We start from the raw sequence: 14168 nt of genomic DNA, 5'->3' as shown, positions 1-14168 counted from the left end.
GCCCCGGGCAGGGGCGGTCGGCGGTCCTCGGGTCCGTCCTCGGGAGGGTGTGCGGGCGTCACTCCCCGAGGGCGGTGCGGATGGCGGCGGCCAGTTCGGCGACGCCGGGCTCCCTGAGCACGCCGTAGTGGTCGCCCTCCAGTCGGACGGTCGCCGGCGTGGCGGAGTAGCCGGACTCGCCCTCGATGAAGGAGTAGTCGTCTCCGGTGGCCTTGAAGACCGTCACCGGGGCGTCCAGCCGCCGCTCGGCGAGCTCGCGGAAGGTGTACTCGAACTCGTAGGTCTCCGCGACGATCCGGGTGATCCGGCGGATCGTCCCCTCGTCCAGCTCCGGAAGCAGGCCGTGGACGAAGGAGACGAAGCCGTCCTCGTCGTGCGTCTCGGCGAGGCACCGCGCCAGCTCGGGCCCGCTGATCGAGGCCGCGAAGACCGAGAACAGGATCGTCAGATAGCCGGGGTTCCGGTAGGAGGCCTCGCGCCCGTAGAGCTCGCCGTCGGCCCGGCGGACCTCGGGGTTCCCGGGGCAGATCAGCAGCACCTCCGACACCTGCCGACCTGCCTGCTCCAGCTGCCAGGCCGCCTCGAACGCCACCCGGGCGCCGAAGGAGTAGCCCCACAGGCTGTAGGGCCCCTCGGGCCGGAGCCGCCGGATCTCGGCGACGTCGGCGGCGGCCATCTCCCGGATCGTCGGGTAGGGCACCTCGCCCGCGTTGATGCCGTGGGACTGGACGCCGTAGAACGGCCGGCCCGTGGTGCTCGCGAGCAGCCGCAGGTTCATCGGGTAGCCGCCGAGCCCGGGCCAGCAGAACACCGGCCTCCCGGCTCCGGCGCGGTGCAGCGGCACCAGCCGTGAGGCGGCCGCGGCGGCACCCCCGTCGGCACCAGTACCGGCATGGATCCCAGTACCGGCACGGGCAGCGGCGTCTGCGTGGGCACCGGCGTCGGCGTCGATCCGGGCGGCCAGGTCGGCCAGCCTCGGGCTCCCGAACAGGACCTGCAGCGGCAGGCCGGTGCCGAACTCCCGGTTGACCCGGTTGATCAGCGCCACGGCCACCAGCGAGTTGCCGCCGGCGCCGAAGAACTCGTCCTCCAGGGACACGCTCTCGTACTTCAGCGCACCGCCCCAGATCTCGGCGAGCCGGCGCTGGGTCGGCGTCGACGGCGGGACGAACGGCCCGCCCGGCTGCGCACCCCTGACCTGCTCGCTCGCGGCCAGCGCCTTGGTGTCGACCTTGCCGTTGGCCGTCAGCGGCAGCCCGTCCAGCACGAGCACCCGGTTGGGGATCATGTAGTCGGGCAGCAGGCCGGCCAGTTCCTCCTTGATGATCTCGGCCGGGCCCTTCATGTGGACGGCGTCCTCCCGCATGCCCTCGCTGCGGATCTGCTCCTCGCTCACCCTCCCGCCGAGGAAGAAGTACGACGGGCCGCTGTCGATCCCGCAGGCTGCCAGGATCCCGTCGATCCGCCGGGCCGCCGGCAGCGGGTGCCCGGTCTTCGAGCTGTAGCCGGAGGACATGAAGCCAAGGCCGAGCCCGTTGCGCTGCAGGTGGTGCAGTCTGGTGCCCAGGCCTACGTACTCCAGCCACGGCTCCCGGGTCCGGCTGATCGCGGTGATGCCGAAACCCGCCCGCTCGTAGACCTGTTGGTTGATGGCGATCACGTGCCTCGACTGCACCAGCTCGTCCGAGATCCGGGTCAGCCCGCCGTCCGCGTACCGGTACTGGCCGGCGGCGAGGCCTTCGACGCGCCCGGGGTGGACCTGCAGGTAGATCTCGGTCTCGTCCTGCCGCGGGAGCCCGTCGTCGGGGTGGATCTCGAAGCTGCCCAGGTAGAGGTCCTCCTCGGCGACGTCCAGGCGGTCCTTGACGGAGGGCAGGAAGCCGAGCGGTCGGATGTTCAGCCCGTACTCGGGCAGCACCTCCTCGAACACGCCGATCATGTGACCGGTCTCGAACTCCAGCACCTCCCGGATGTTGTCCCGGTAGACCGGCTCGATCGCCCGTCGGCGGCCGAGGAAGTGGACGGTCAGGCCGGGGGCCCCGGTGCCGTCGCCGATCCGGATCAGGGTGTGGTCCACCGGGTGGTAGTAGTGGAGTCCGGCGGGCGGGGCGGCGGACGGTGCCGCGGCCTCCCACCCGCCGGTCTCCGGCTCATCTGCCCGACGCGCTCCGATCTCCAGGTAGAGCTGGGTCGCGTACAGCGCGCCGGGCGAGGCGTAGGAGTACTTCGGCAGCAGCCGCTCCGGGCTGTGGAACTGGCCGAACCAGCGCAGGATCCCGCCCAGTTCGGCCAGGGTCGGCTGCGTCGACCGGCCCGACGACGGCTGCCGCGGCCCACCGCCCGTGCGCGGGGCGAGCAGCTCCAGCAGGTCGGCCCGGGTGACCGGCCCGCCCTCGAAGAAGCGGTACGTCTTGCGGGCGAACACCGCCCGCCGCTGGTCCCCGCTCTCCTCCCGGCCGGGCAGCTCCAGCACCGCCCGGCCCGCCGTCTCCGCCCCGGCCCGGACGCCCGGATCGGACAACTGGGTCCGCACCTGCAGCCTGCTGGCCTTCGACTGGTGGTGCCCGCCGTGGTTGCCCTGGTCCATCAGGGCCGCCTCCTTCGGGTTCAACTCGACACACGCCACCAGCTGCTGGAAGCCGGTCCGCTCGTCGTCGGTGACGACGGCGGCGGCCCGCCGCACCCACAGGTGCTCCTCGATGGCCAGCGCGATCTCGTCCAGCTCGACGCGGTAGCCGCGCAGCTTGACCTGGTTGTCCGCCCGGCCTGAGCACTGCAGGGTGCCGTCCGGGTTCCAGTGCACGAGGTCCCCGGTGCGGTACAGGCGTTCGCCCGGCAGGTGCGGGGAGGCGACGAAGCGCTCCGCCGTCAGGTCGGGCCGGTTCAGGTAGCCGCGCGCGAGCTGGGCGCCGCCGATGTAGAGCTCACCGCTCTCGCCGGGCCCCACCGGGGCCAGCTCGGCGTCGAGCACGAAGCACCGGGTGTCGTCGACCGGCAGCCCGATCGGCACCGACCCGGCGTCCCCGCCGGTCACGGCCGGGTCCACGAGGTGGGCGGTCGCGTTGATCGTGCACTCGGTCGGGCCGTAGAGGTTGACCAGCGAGGCCTGCGGCAGCTCCGCGACGAGGGCCGCCGCGAGCCGGCGCGACAGCGCCTCGCCGCCTGAGTACACCCGCCGCAGGGTGCCGCAGGTGCCCAGCCGCTCGGTGTCCAGGAGCGCCTGGAGGAGGGTGGGCACGCACTGCAGGGTGGTCACGGCGTATTCCCGGACGGTGTCGATCAGAGCCTCCGGGTCCCGGTAGACGCCGGGCGCGCCCATCACGACCCGCGCGCCGCCGGCCGGCGCCAGGATCTCCCACTGCGCGGCGTCGAAGCTCATCGGCGTCTTCTGCACCACGGTGGCGTCGTCGCCCAGGTGGCCGGCGGCGACCAGCCAGCGCAGCTGGGACACGATGCTGCGGTGCTCGATCATCACGCCCTTGGGCCGGCCGGTGGAGCCGGAGGTGTAGATGACGTAGGCCAGCGACTCCGGCCGCGGGCCGCGCGGGCCCGGCTCCTGGTTCTGGTTCTGGTTCTGGTTCTGGTGCGGTATCGAGTGCGGGGCCTCGTGCCGGGCCGGATGCGGGATCGCATGGGCGGCGGAGGCTCCGGAGGCGTCGCCCGGGGTGACGATCCTGGTCCCCGGCGGGGCCAGTTCGGCGAGGCGCTCGCGGAGGTGCTCCTGGGTGACGATCACCCGGGTGCCGCTGTCCTCGATCATGTAGCGGATCCGCGCCTCGGGGTACTCCGGCGACAGCGGCAGGTAGGCGGCCCCCGCGTAGAGGATCCCCCAGGCTCCCACCATCAGCTCCAGGGACGGTTCGACGTACAGGCCGATGCAGTCGTCGGCCTCCACGCCCAGCCGGTGCAGGTGGGCGCCCAGCTCCTCGGCGGCCTCCCCGAGCTCCCGGTAGCCGAGGCGTGCGCCCCCGACGACCACCGCCGTGGCCTCGGGCCGCCGGGCCACCTGCCGCCGGAACAGGTCGGGCAGGCAGAGGGCGCGGCGGGTGTCGCGGACGGACAACAGAAGGGACTGTGCGGACATGGCAGGACCCCCAAGGGTCGGCGACGGTGTCGAGGTCGCCCGGCGAGGCCGGGCGTGACCTCAAAGATCCGCCGCCCGCTGTCCCGGGCGCCCGGGGCACGGGACCGCTCTCCTGACCCGGTCACGCCCCGGACCACGGCCCCGGCCGTCCGCACGGTGTCCCGGGTACGGGCCCTACGACGGGCCCGGCGTCCCGGGTGAACCGCGACGCCGTCCCGGGTGCCTCTCCCCTCCCGCTTCACCTCCCGCTCGTGTCACCACCGTCCGGTTGGACCGCACAGACCGCCTCGGTACCCTGCCCGCCGAACAGCGACCCGCCGACCAGGGCGTTGAGCACCCCCTTGCAGACCGCCGCCTCCTCCGGGGTCCGCGGCCCCTCGGCGGCGGCCGGCTGCGCCGCCGCCAGCTGCAGCGGCACCGCGGCCAGGACCAGCGAACAGACCGCGCGGATGGCGAGCCTCGTCGGCTTCCTCTTCGTGTTCTTCGGGTTCTTCGTGTTCGTGTTCTTCGGGTTCTTCGTGGTGGCGAACATGTCGGGTCCCTTCGGATAGGCGATGGACGAGCCATCCCTACCGGAGGCCCGGGCCGCCCCGGCGGACGCTCGGCCATCCGTGAGCGTGTTCACCAGGCCAAGCCAGCCCACAGTCGATTCATCGGCCGATCAGACCTTCACCCCTTCGATCCACTTGCCAACTCCTCTGATCCGGCCACCGAAAGGTGCCAGGCCACCGGGTGGCCTGTGTCGATCGTCCTTCGGGTCGGCCGCCCCCCGTCCACCACACCGCGACCCACCCCGTCCATCCGGCCTGAGGCGATCTGGCGGCCCGTCAGACCCATCGGTAATGTCCATGCCATGAACTCCGCCCTGCACGCCCTCCTGGCCGCGACCCTCACCGGCGCACTCGGCGTCCCCCTGCTACCGGGCACCGCCACGGCCCAGGCCCAGCCGGCCTGCCGCACCGTCGACGCTCCCCCGGTCGACACCGAGCAGTCCCGCCTCGGGGATCCGCGAGCGGCGGCCTTCACCGAGCGGGCCGGCCTCGGCGACTTCGTCCACCGCTTCCCCGCCGCCCTGTGCACCGCCCGGGACGCCTCCGAGGCCGGGCGGCTCGTGGACACCTGGGGCCAGGCGCTCTGGAGGGCGGCGGTCAACCGCGCGCACGACCGGCGCCCCGGCGGTGACCTGCCCACACCGGACGACCGCCCGCTCTACTGGACCCGGCTGGCAATGACCGTCCGACTCGCCCAGTGGCAGCCCCGCTTCCCGATCGACGCCAGAGCCCTACGGCAGCGGTTCGAGGACGCCTCCCGCGGGCTGCAGGACAACGAGTTCACCGGGGAGCCGGGCCTGCGCCGGGTCTTCGTCAGCGGCTTCGACCCCTTCGGCCTCGACGGCGAGCTGCGCCGGGCCAACCCCTCCGGCTCCGCCGCACTGCGCCTGAACGGTCTGCGGATCACACTGGCCGACGGCACCCGGGCCGAGGTCAGGGCGGTCATGCTCCCGGTCCGCTACGCCGACTTCGACCGCGGGATCGTCGAACGCGCCTTCGCCCCGCGGCTGGCCCCCGGGCCCCGGTCCGCCGATCTGATCACCACGATCAGCCAGGGGTACCCGGGGCTCTTCACCCTGGAGGCCTGGGCCGGGCGTGCGCGGTCCGCCGACCCCTACCCCGACAACACCGGCGCGCTCTCCGGCGGCACCCGGGAGCACCCGGTGACCGCCCCGGGCCTCGACCCCGGAGCGGAGTTCATCGCCACCAGCCTGCCCACCGCACCCATGACGACCATCCAGCAGCCGTACCCCGTGCGGCTGAACACCAACGTCACCGAGATCCCCGCCGGGTCCACCGGCCCGGTCGACCGCGAGGACGGCCCGACACCCGGCTCCCGGGCCGTCGCGGGCGGTGGCGGCGGATACCTCTCCAACGAGGTCGCCTACCGGTCCAATCGCCTACGGCTCGAACTCGCCCCGGGGCTCCCCGGCGGCCACCTGCACACCCCCGTCCTCACCGGCCTGCCCGACCAGCCCGACCAGCTCACCGGCCCCGACCTGGAACGCAACGAGGCCGCCATCGGCGACGAGATCCTCGCCATCCTCCAACAGACCGGCCACTGACGCCCCGACACCACCGCCCGGGCACGGCAGGACGGGTGGGTCCGTGAGCCCCTTCAGCCGCCCGACGCTGTTCGGAACGTGGTTTCACCGTCACCGAGTCGGCTTGTTGCCGGACTCACCATCGACGACGTGGACAGACAGGTGCGGCCACGATTCGGCGAACCGTTCCAGCTCATCGATTGCCGGCCCGTCCACCGCACGCAGGGCTCGGTCCGGACGGAAGTGCACGGTCGTCCCGGTGTGTCCGTCGGCGGCGATCAGCTGCAGGTCCGCCACCGGGATGCCCAGTTCATAGCGCTGGGTCCAGGCACCCTCCAGGCGACGGTTGGTGTGCACCAGCCACTCGCTGAGCGCCGCGACAACGGATATGCCCCGGCGTGGATGGCCGTCGGGGAGCAGCTCCGCGTCGGCCAGGTCGAAGAACCGGAGGTCCTTGGTGGTCATCACCGGCTTCCTCACGACTGTGCCCTGGTCGTTGATGCCGGTAGCGGTGCCCCTTCCGTCGTCCGACACCGACACCGAGCCGTCGGGGTGAAGGGCGACGGAGCACCGCCCCCCGTCGTTGCACTCGGCCTCGTCTGCCGCGTAGGCGAGGACCTCGAGAATCAGGTGCCGGACACCGCCGGGAGCGAACTCGGCCGAGTGCCGACGGATTTGGGAAAGATGATCGACATCAACGGTACGTGCCCAGTCGTGCGTCGTATTGCGCCGGGGCACAGGCGGAACGTTCATCGGCCAAGTGTCCCAGGCATCCGGGGCAGCCCGTGGCGATGCGTGAGATAGCGGGCGAACGCCTCCTGCCCGTCCGGGACGAAGCGCCACTGCCGCACGGCGTCCCGCAGCTCCGCCTCCGTCAGCCAACCGTGCCAGGCGACCTCTTGCGGGTCAGGCGTCACCTCGCCCGTGATCACGGCCTCGTGCACGCCGAGCCAGTACGGGCTGATCGCCCCCTGGCACAGGAACTTGAACAAGAAGCGCACCGGCACGTGAACGCCCAGCTCCTCGACCAGCTCCCGGGCCGCCGCCTGCTCGTAGGACTCGCCCACGTCGACGGCCCCGCCGAACATGACCTCGTGATGGCCGGGGAAGCGGGACAGGTTCTCGGGCCGCCGGTAGACCAGTACCCGCCCCTGCTGATCGCGGCAGACCGTCGTCGCGACGCGGTGCAGCCAGCCTCGACGGATGGCCTCCCCGCGGTCCACCACCGTCAGCACCTGATCCTGATCGTCTACGCGTTCCACCGGTTCATCCACGGCACCCACGATCCCATGACCCCCGTTGTCGCGGGACGCGAGTGCGCTCCGGGTGACATGGCCGTGAAGGTCAGGGCCGGTCCGGATCGGTCAGGAATCGAGAAGCGCGGTCCACGGGGTCGCGTCTACCCTGCACGCCATGGACATCACCATCCACACGACCGCCCTCCCGCACGACGATCCGGACGCGTCGCTCGCCTTCTACCGCGACGTTCTCGGCTTCGAGGTCCGCAGCGATGTCGGGCAGGGCAAGATGCGCTGGATCACGGTCGGCCCGCCCGGTCAGCCCGGTACGTCGATCCTTCTGGCGCCGCCTGCCGCCGATCCCGGCATCACCGAGGACGAGCGCCGCACCATCACCGAGATGATGGCCAAGGGCACCTTCGGCTGGATCCTGCTGGCCACCCCGGACGTCGACGCCACGTTCGAGAAGGTGCAGGCCGGTGACACCGAGGTCGTCCAGGAGCCGACCGACCAGCCGTACGGCGTCCGTGACTGCGCCTTCCGTGACCCCGCGGGCAACCTGGTCCGCATCCAGCAGGTGCGCTGAGCCCTGCGGGTAGCGGTGCGGCCGTGCGGGCCGTGAGCCCGGACTCCGTCCCGCTGCCGCCCGGCGGTTGCCCGACCCCACGGGTCGAGTCCGACGGGCCGGTCCACACCACCGAGCGTCCGGGGTGTCCGCCGAGGCGGGCACCCCGGACGCTCGAAGACGTCAACGGCATGGGAAGAGAAAAGAAGAACAAGGGGAGGGTTCTCATGTGCAGACCTGACTGGCGGCGTGCCCGCATCCAGGCACTGCGTCTGGCCGATCTGGCGCGGCTGCGCCGCGTCCGGGACCGGATCGACAGGGAGTACGCGCAGCCGCTGAACGTGGAGGCGCTCGCCCGCGATGTGCCCATGCCCGCCGGGCACCTGAGCCGGCGGTTCCGGGACGCCTACGGCGAGTCGCCGTACGCGTACCTGATGACGCGTCGTATCGAGCGGGCGGCGGCGCTGCTGCGGCGGGGCGACCTCGGCGTCACCGAGGTCTGCTTCGCGGTCGGCTGTGCGTCGCTGGGCACGTTCACCACCCGCTTCACCGAGCTGGTAGGCATACCGCCCGGGGCCTTCCGGCGCCAGGCGGCGGACGTGGCCGCCGCCGAGGCCGCGGGTACAGAGGAAAGTGCGGCGCACGACCCGGTCCTCGCGATCAAGGCGGAGGGGATGCCCGCGTGCGTGGCGAGGCAGGTCGCGCGACCGGTCAGGAATCGAGAAGCCCCGGCCGGGGTGCGGCCCCTAGCGTGATGGTCATGGCAACCACCGCTTCCACCGCAGCCCGCACGGCCCTCGCCTCCGTCACCCTTGAGGTGGCCGACCCCGAGGCCGCCCTCCGCTTCTACACCGCCTTCGGCGTGGACGCCCACGTCCGCCTGCGGGCGTCCGAGGCGCACTCCGCCGGATTCCGCGGCTTCACCCTGGCGCTGACGGTCTCCGGCCCGGCCACCGTCGACGGCTTCGTCACCGCAGCGGTGGATGCGGGCGCCACGGTGCTGAAGCCCGCCGCGAAGTCGCTGTGGGGCTACGGCGGCGTCGTCCAGGCCCCGGACGGGACGATCTGGAAGATCGCGACCTCCGCGAAGAAGGACACCGGTCCCGACACCCGCGAGATCGACGAGCTGGTCCTGCTGATCGGCGTCGAGGACGTCAAGGCCACCAGGCAGTTCTACGTCGACCGCGGCCTGACCGTGGCGAAGAGCTTCGGCGGCAAGTACACCGAGTTCGCCCCCGGTGCGGCGGGCCCGGTCAAGCTGGCCCTGTACAAGCGCCGCGCCCTGGCCAAGGACCTCGGCGTCCCCGTGGACGGCACCGGCTCGCACCGCATCGTCCTCGGCGGCACCGCCGACGCCTTCACGGACCCGGACGGCTTCGCCTGGGAGACCGCCGCGTAGCCCGTCTGCGGTAGGAGTCCCCCACGGTTCACCGGCGGACACACGCCTGGGTGGCGCCCAGGCCCTGCCCGGACGCCCAGCCGGGCACATAATCACCCACACGAAACGTAATCATTCACATACAAGGAGTAAGACATGAAGGCGCACGTCAGCTCGATCCTTCTCGGCGTCCGGGACATGGACCGGGCCAAGCAGTTCTACACCGAGGGGCTCGGCTGGAAGATCCAGAACGACTTCGGTATCTCGGTGTTCTTCGAATCGGACGGCGCCTCGCCCGTCGGCTTCTACGGCCGCGAAGGCCTGGCCGACCTGGTGGGCACGGACCAGGAAGGCAGCGGCTTCAGCGGGCTGGTGCTGACCTACGTCGTCCGCAGTGAGGCGCGGGTCGACGAGGTCATGGCGGAGGCCGCCCAGGCCGGTGCCACGGTCCTCAAGCCCGCCGGCGCTCTGCCGTGGGGCGGGTACGGCGGCACCTTCGCCGACCCGGACGGCTACGTCTGGAGCCTCGGCTACAGCGCCCAGGGAGCCGACCAGCCCTACGCGGAGTAACCGCGATCCCTGCCGCACGGCCGGCCGGGACGACGGGGCTCAAGCCGCCGCCGTCCCGGCCGGCCGTGACCCAGGCACGGAAAGCGGAAAGCGGCAGCGGGAGCGGCAATCGGAGCCGGGCGGGCGGGATCCGCGGTGAACCGGCAGGACGAGCAGGAGAAGATCATGAAGTTTCGGACCTACGTTGAGCCGCCTGAGCCCATGCGGGGTCTGGAAGTCCCGTCCGAGGTGGTGGCAGCGCTCGGCGGGGGCGCGCGGCCGCCGGTGAGGATCACCGTCAACGGGCATTCCTGGAAGAGCCGGGTCGCCCTGCTGCGCGGCCGCCACCTGCTCGGCCTCAGCAATGCCAACCGGCAGGCCGCGGATGTTGCGATCGGCGACGAGGTCGAGGTCGGACTGGAGCTCGACACCGAGCCGCGCGTCGTCGTCGAGCCTGCGGACTTCGCGCAGGCCTTGGACGACGACCCGGTCGCCCGCGCCGCCTACGACGACCTCGCGTACAGCCACAAGCGCGAGCACGTCCGCGCCATCGTGAGCGCGAAGAAGCCCGAGACGCGCCAACGGCGCATCGAGAAGGCCATCGCCACCCTGCGGGGCTGATCCCCGCGGCGGTCGCCGCAGCCCCGGGTACCGCTGCGGCATCCACCCGGAGCCGACGCATGAGGGGAGACCCGAAGCGGTCACGGACCGGTTCTCCGGGGCTCCCCCACCACGGTCAGGACTTGCCGATGCCGGCTATCGGCGGCCCGTCGACGTACCAGGCGTTCCAGTTCCCGTTCTGGTCACGGTTGCGGGACCACATGTGGTTGTAGTCGCTGCCGCGTGCGGTGATGGTGAAGGCGCCGCCGATGGTCTGGCGGGTGATCGAGACCTTGCCCGTGAAGTAGCCGCCCATGGAGGTCCAGGCGCTCAGCTTGCCGGAGCTGCCGGTCGTCCAGCGCGTCCACACGGCGTGGTCGGTTCCGATCACGAAGATCTCGCTGGTGCCGTCCCGGAAGCCGAAGTAGGTGACCCCGTCACCGTAGGCGCCGCCGCACAGGAAGCTGCCGCCGAACTGGTTGTTGCTGCAGCGCGCGGGGACGTCGATGTCACCTGCCGACGCCGGAGCCGCACCCAGCCCGATTCCGGCGAGGGCGGCGGTGGCCACCACGGCGGCCTTGATCTTGTTCATGTGTGCTCCTGACTGGTCGGGGACCGGGCCTCGGCAGACGCCCGGGGCACCCGGGCCGCAGCCCACCCGACGCCCGTCCGACGAGCCCTCACCCGTACCAACGGAAGCAGCAACCACTCGAGTTCACGGATCACTCACGTACCTGCCCCGAGGTCACGCGGTCCGTCCATCCGGCGCCAGGACGGGAAGAGCAGCGGGCAGAGCGTGATCAGGAGGTAGGCCCCGCCGAGGAGTACGAGGGCTGCTCTCAGGCCGGTTCGGTCCACCAGGTAGCCGCAGGCGATGCTGCTTAGGGGCGTCGCCATCAGTACGCCCGCGGCCAGGACGCCGGTGACGCGGCTGCGCAGGGCGTCGGGCACAAGCTCGTACAACACGGTCGAGACGATCGGGTTGCAGATCCCGGCGGCGAGGCCGGCCACTGCGAGCGCAGCCCCCAGAGGCAGCAGGCCGGGCGCGAACGCCGCGACCAGCATGCGAGGGCATCCGCTGACGAGCAGGCAGCAGCTGTAGAGCGGCCAGCGCGGGAGCCGGCCAGCCACTGTGGCGTGGAGCAGCGCGCCGGCGAGCGCTCCGGCGGCGAAGAGGCCCGCGAGTAGGCCGAGGTCGATCGATCCGCCGAGGTCGCGCTCGGCGTGCACGGGTAGCAGGACGGCGCTCCAGGCCTGGTCGAGGCCGTTGGTGACCATCAGCACCAGGGTGATGGCGAGCAGCAGCCGCCGGCGGAACAGGAAGGCCAGGCCTTCGCGCAGTTCGGCGCGGTAGGTTGCCAGGCCCGCCGGGAGCGCGTCGCGTCGGCGGACGGCGGCGGGCACGCGCCGGACACCGACGGCGATCAGCAGCCCGGAGACTCCGAAGGTCACCGCGTCCAGCAGCAGCACGGACCCCGCGCCGAAGAGCGCGATCAGTAGCCCGGCGCCCGACGCGCCGAGCAGCCGGGCGCCTCGGGAGGCGCCGGTGTACAGGCTCATGGCCCGGGCGAGCGGGACGCCCGCGTGGTCGGCGAGATCGGAGGCGAGGACCTGGCGTGCGGTCTCCCCGGGTGCCTGGAACAGCCCGTTGGCCGCCATGATCAGGCACAGCTGCCAGAACCGCAGGACGCCCGCCCAGTGGAGGAGCGGAATCAGTCCGATGACCGTCCCGCACACCAGGTCCGACAGCACCGAGGCCCGCAGCCGGCCGATCCTGTCGATCACCGGGCCGCCGGCGAGTGCCGACACCGCCAGCGGCAGCATCCCGCAGCAGGCCACCAGACCCGCCCGGGAGGCGCTGCCGGTGGTCTGCAGGACGAACCACGGCACACCGATGCCGGCGAAGGCGTTGCCGGTGATCGAGATCAGGTTCGCGATCAGCAGGGTGCCCAGTGGTCGGCGGTCCGGGACGGCCCGGGCCTCGTTGGCCCGACCGGGGGCGGTGACGGTCATGGGCGTGCCTTCGAGGGTGTCGGGTGTCAGCTCTGTCCGGTGTCAGCTCTGCGGCAGCGGGAAGGCGTGCAGGTGGATGCGGACCGGGACGGCCTGCGCCTCGTCGTCGGCGGCCAGGTCGCGGTAGCTCTGGACGAGGTCGTGCGCCCGTTGGACCAGCTCCCTCGCGAGCTCGGGCGTGAGGCGGATGTTGAAGTCGCTCATGTCCCAGCTGCGACGCCACTCCTCGGGCCACTCGCCGGTCTCGGCGAGCCAGCCGCCCAGCTCCCGCGCGTGGACGGCGGCCACCTCGCTCAGGAACGCCCCCATGGCGCCGCGCACTTCGAGGTCCGGACTCTCCAGGAACTCCTCCAGCGTGTCGAACCGGTGGCCGCGGTGTTCGGCGCGCCACCAGCGTTCACGGGTGGTGCCGCGATCCGGATCCTCCGCGATGAAGCCGTGCGCGCCGAGTTGCCGCAGGTGGTAGCTGACCGAAGCGGACGACTCGCCGAGCCGGCCCGCCAGCTTCGTCGCCGTGGCTGGGCCGTGTTCCCGCAGCGCGGCGAGCAGGCGCATCCGCAGTGGGTGCGCGAGGCCGCGCAGGGAGCGCGCGTCGAGGCTGCGTACGGCGGGTTGAGGCTCCGTCATGAGCGGCATCGTAGTTGGCGCCACCATTTCTTTGCAAAGGAATCTTTACATCAATGGCCCCCCCGTGACGACACCGCCCCCGCCGGGCTCCTCCCTTTGGAGGACGTCCAGTTCAGCGCGCCTGGCGGCCCGTCAGATCGGCTGGGCCCCTAACCCGCCGGGGTAGTGGTCGGGGTGGTGGGCGGGGCCGGGATCGGGGGCAGCTCGGCCGGGCGGACGGTCAGGTCGCCCGTGATGACGGGGGCGAACGGGGCGGGTGCCATGCAGGTGCCGACCCGACCTTCGATCGCCTTGCCGTCGGGGTCGGTGTCCAGGTTCGCCACGCCCCAGGAGAAGCCGACCCGGTCGGGGTGCTCGGGCGAGCCGCCGTCGAGGACGCTGAAGCCCCGGCGCTGCCCGACGGAGTCGGCGACCTCCTCGTCCGCCCGGGTGATCACGGCGGTGAACGAGGCCGTCCGATCGCCCGTCACCAGGCAGTCCACGACGGCCTCCGACGTCACGGTGCGGTTCAGCGCCGCCACGTGGTGCGAGATCCGCACCGTGCCGCGCGCATCCGTCGGCAGGCCCTGGGGCACCTCCGGCGAGACCCGGCTGAACGGCGCGGCCTCCGCCTCGAAGGTGAAACGTATGTCGTCGTCGGGAGAGTAGGCGTACGCGATCCGCGCCGATCCGCTGACCGCCGCCCTCGGTGTGGTCGTGGCGGTAGCAGTAGCCGAATTCGCTGTCGAGGTGGTTGCGGTACCCGCACCACCGGTGGCGGTGGCGCTGGAGGAGGACGATCCCGCGCAGCCGCCCGCGGCGGCCAGCAGTACGGCGAGCGCGATCGCCCCGACGGTCTTCGTGCGGGCGCTGGTGGTGGTGATGACGGACATGGCGAACTCCCCTTGCCTGGACAGCCCATCGACCGGAGGCCGGGGCTTCTTCCTGCTGACGGGTCAAGCCTCCCGCTCGGCCCGCAGCCCGGTCCATGTACCGTTCGGCAGGTTCTTGATCGCGCCAGGCCCCGGCCCCCCTGCCCT

General features: G+C 72.1%; 14 protein-coding genes. 6 read left to right on the top strand and 8 right to left on the bottom strand.

All coding sequences use genetic code 11. The features are described 5' to 3' along the window. Positions 1–58: 58 nt before the first annotated feature. Together ACGFZP_RS17075 and ACGFZP_RS17070 are read right to left on the bottom strand one after the other, a co-directional pair. Entirely contained in the window at positions 59–4084 is a 4026-nt protein-coding gene (locus ACGFZP_RS17075; protein ID WP_392933205.1) for an amino acid adenylation domain-containing protein, read from the bottom strand. Positions 4085–4322: 238 nt separating this feature from the next. Continuing rightward, positions 4323–4616, bottom strand: a complete 294-nt coding sequence (locus ACGFZP_RS17070) for a hypothetical protein (RefSeq protein ID WP_392933202.1) — start codon at positions 4614–4616, stop codon at positions 4323–4325. Between the two features lie 321 nt (positions 4617–4937). On the opposite strand from ACGFZP_RS17070, the gene ACGFZP_RS17065 reads away from it, so the two are divergent. Next, the gene (locus tag ACGFZP_RS17065; protein ID WP_392933199.1) at positions 4938–6200 is read left to right on the top strand and encodes a pyroglutamyl peptidase; all 1263 of its coding nucleotides are present in this window, start codon (positions 4938–4940) and stop codon (positions 6198–6200) included. A 90-nt stretch (positions 6201–6290) separates the two neighbouring features. Here the strand turns inward: ACGFZP_RS17065 and ACGFZP_RS17060 are convergent, their stop codons facing one another. Together ACGFZP_RS17060 and ACGFZP_RS17055 are read right to left on the bottom strand one after the other, a co-directional pair. After that, positions 6291–6932, bottom strand: a complete 642-nt coding sequence (locus tag ACGFZP_RS17060; RefSeq protein ID WP_392933197.1) for an ATP-binding protein — start codon at positions 6930–6932, stop codon at positions 6291–6293. Further along, a complete protein-coding gene (locus tag ACGFZP_RS17055) occupies positions 6929–7453 on the bottom strand; it encodes an NUDIX hydrolase (protein ID WP_392933194.1) in 525 nt (174 codons plus the stop codon). Before ACGFZP_RS17055 ends, ACGFZP_RS17060 begins: the two co-directional genes overlap by 4 nt. Positions 7454–7592: 139 nt before the next feature. On the opposite strand from ACGFZP_RS17055, the gene ACGFZP_RS17050 reads away from it, so the two are divergent. From ACGFZP_RS17050 to ACGFZP_RS17030, 5 genes are all read left to right on the top strand, one after another. Further along, entirely contained in the window at positions 7593–8003 is a 411-nt protein-coding gene (locus ACGFZP_RS17050; RefSeq protein ID WP_392933191.1) for a VOC family protein, read from the top strand. Between the two features lie 206 nt (positions 8004–8209). Next, entirely contained in the window at positions 8210–8737 is a 528-nt protein-coding gene (locus ACGFZP_RS17045; RefSeq protein WP_392933188.1) for a helix-turn-helix transcriptional regulator, read from the top strand. Then, positions 8737–9381 carry a glyoxalase gene (locus tag ACGFZP_RS17040; protein WP_392933505.1) on the top strand — a complete coding sequence of 215 codons (645 nt, stop codon included), beginning with the start codon at positions 8737–8739 and terminating at the stop codon, positions 9379–9381. The genes ACGFZP_RS17045 and ACGFZP_RS17040 overlap by 1 nt, the downstream gene beginning before the upstream one ends. Before the next feature lie 135 nt (positions 9382–9516). Beyond that, positions 9517–9930, top strand: a complete 414-nt coding sequence (locus ACGFZP_RS17035; protein ID WP_392933186.1) for a VOC family protein — start codon at positions 9517–9519, stop codon at positions 9928–9930. Positions 9931–10065: 135 nt separating this feature from the next. Then, complete coding sequence (locus tag ACGFZP_RS17030; RefSeq protein ID WP_392933183.1) at positions 10066–10530, top strand: YdeI/OmpD-associated family protein; 465 nt, start codon at positions 10066–10068, stop codon at positions 10528–10530. Between the two features lie 115 nt (positions 10531–10645). Here the strand turns inward: ACGFZP_RS17030 and ACGFZP_RS17025 are convergent, their stop codons facing one another. From ACGFZP_RS17025 to ACGFZP_RS17010, 4 genes are all read right to left on the bottom strand, one after another. Next, the gene (locus ACGFZP_RS17025; protein ID WP_392933181.1) at positions 10646–11101 is read right to left on the bottom strand and encodes a hypothetical protein; all 456 of its coding nucleotides are present in this window, start codon (positions 11099–11101) and stop codon (positions 10646–10648) included. A 134-nt stretch (positions 11102–11235) separates the two neighbouring features. Continuing rightward, positions 11236–12522 (bottom strand): MFS transporter, encoded by a 1287-nt coding sequence (locus ACGFZP_RS17020; RefSeq protein WP_392933178.1) that lies wholly within the window; start codon positions 12520–12522, stop codon positions 11236–11238. A gap of 42 nt (positions 12523–12564) precedes the next feature. Then, entirely contained in the window at positions 12565–13149 is a 585-nt protein-coding gene (locus ACGFZP_RS17015) for a helix-turn-helix domain-containing protein (RefSeq protein ID WP_392933175.1), read from the bottom strand. Between the two features lie 149 nt (positions 13150–13298). Beyond that, positions 13299–14021 (bottom strand): hypothetical protein, encoded by a 723-nt coding sequence (locus tag ACGFZP_RS17010; RefSeq protein ID WP_392933172.1) that lies wholly within the window; start codon positions 14019–14021, stop codon positions 13299–13301. Positions 14022–14168 lie beyond the last annotated feature (147 nt).

Origin of the sequence: Kitasatospora sp. NPDC048239, from assembly GCF_043202015.1 — a bacterium.
Taxonomy (GTDB): domain Bacteria; phylum Actinomycetota; class Actinomycetes; order Streptomycetales; family Streptomycetaceae; genus Kitasatospora.
The sequence above is the reverse complement of the archived record's forward strand: the minus strand, read 5'-3'. Positions and strand labels throughout refer to the sequence as shown.

What these genes read in the sequence shown, in the direction of transcription:
- ACGFZP_RS17065 (WP_392933199.1), top strand. Translation starts at nt 4,938, where the DNA reads ATGAACTCCGCCCTGCACGCCCTCCTGGCCGCGACCCTCACCGGCGCA.
- ACGFZP_RS17040 (WP_392933505.1), top strand. Translation starts at nt 8,737, where the DNA reads ATGGTCATGGCAACCACCGCTTCCACCGCAGCCCGCACGGCCCTCGCC.
- ACGFZP_RS17020 (WP_392933178.1), bottom strand. Translation starts at nt 12,522, where the DNA reads ATGACCGTCACCGCCCCCGGTCGGGCCAACGAGGCCCGGGCCGTCCCG.
- ACGFZP_RS17010 (WP_392933172.1), bottom strand. Translation starts at nt 14,021, where the DNA reads ATGTCCGTCATCACCACCACCAGCGCCCGCACGAAGACCGTCGGGGCG.
- ACGFZP_RS17015 (WP_392933175.1), bottom strand. Translation starts at nt 13,149, where the DNA reads ATGACGGAGCCTCAACCCGCCGTACGCAGCCTCGACGCGCGCTCCCTG.
- ACGFZP_RS17070 (WP_392933202.1), bottom strand. Translation starts at nt 4,616, where the DNA reads ATGTTCGCCACCACGAAGAACCCGAAGAACACGAACACGAAGAACCCG.
- ACGFZP_RS17025 (WP_392933181.1), bottom strand. Translation starts at nt 11,101, where the DNA reads ATGAACAAGATCAAGGCCGCCGTGGTGGCCACCGCCGCCCTCGCCGGA.
- ACGFZP_RS17075 (WP_392933205.1), bottom strand. Translation starts at nt 4,084, where the DNA reads ATGTCCGCACAGTCCCTTCTGTTGTCCGTCCGCGACACCCGCCGCGCC.
- ACGFZP_RS17060 (WP_392933197.1), bottom strand. Translation starts at nt 6,932, where the DNA reads ATGAACGTTCCGCCTGTGCCCCGGCGCAATACGACGCACGACTGGGCA.
- ACGFZP_RS17035 (WP_392933186.1), top strand. Translation starts at nt 9,517, where the DNA reads ATGAAGGCGCACGTCAGCTCGATCCTTCTCGGCGTCCGGGACATGGAC.
- ACGFZP_RS17050 (WP_392933191.1), top strand. Translation starts at nt 7,593, where the DNA reads ATGGACATCACCATCCACACGACCGCCCTCCCGCACGACGATCCGGAC.
- ACGFZP_RS17045 (WP_392933188.1), top strand. Translation starts at nt 8,210, where the DNA reads ATGTGCAGACCTGACTGGCGGCGTGCCCGCATCCAGGCACTGCGTCTG.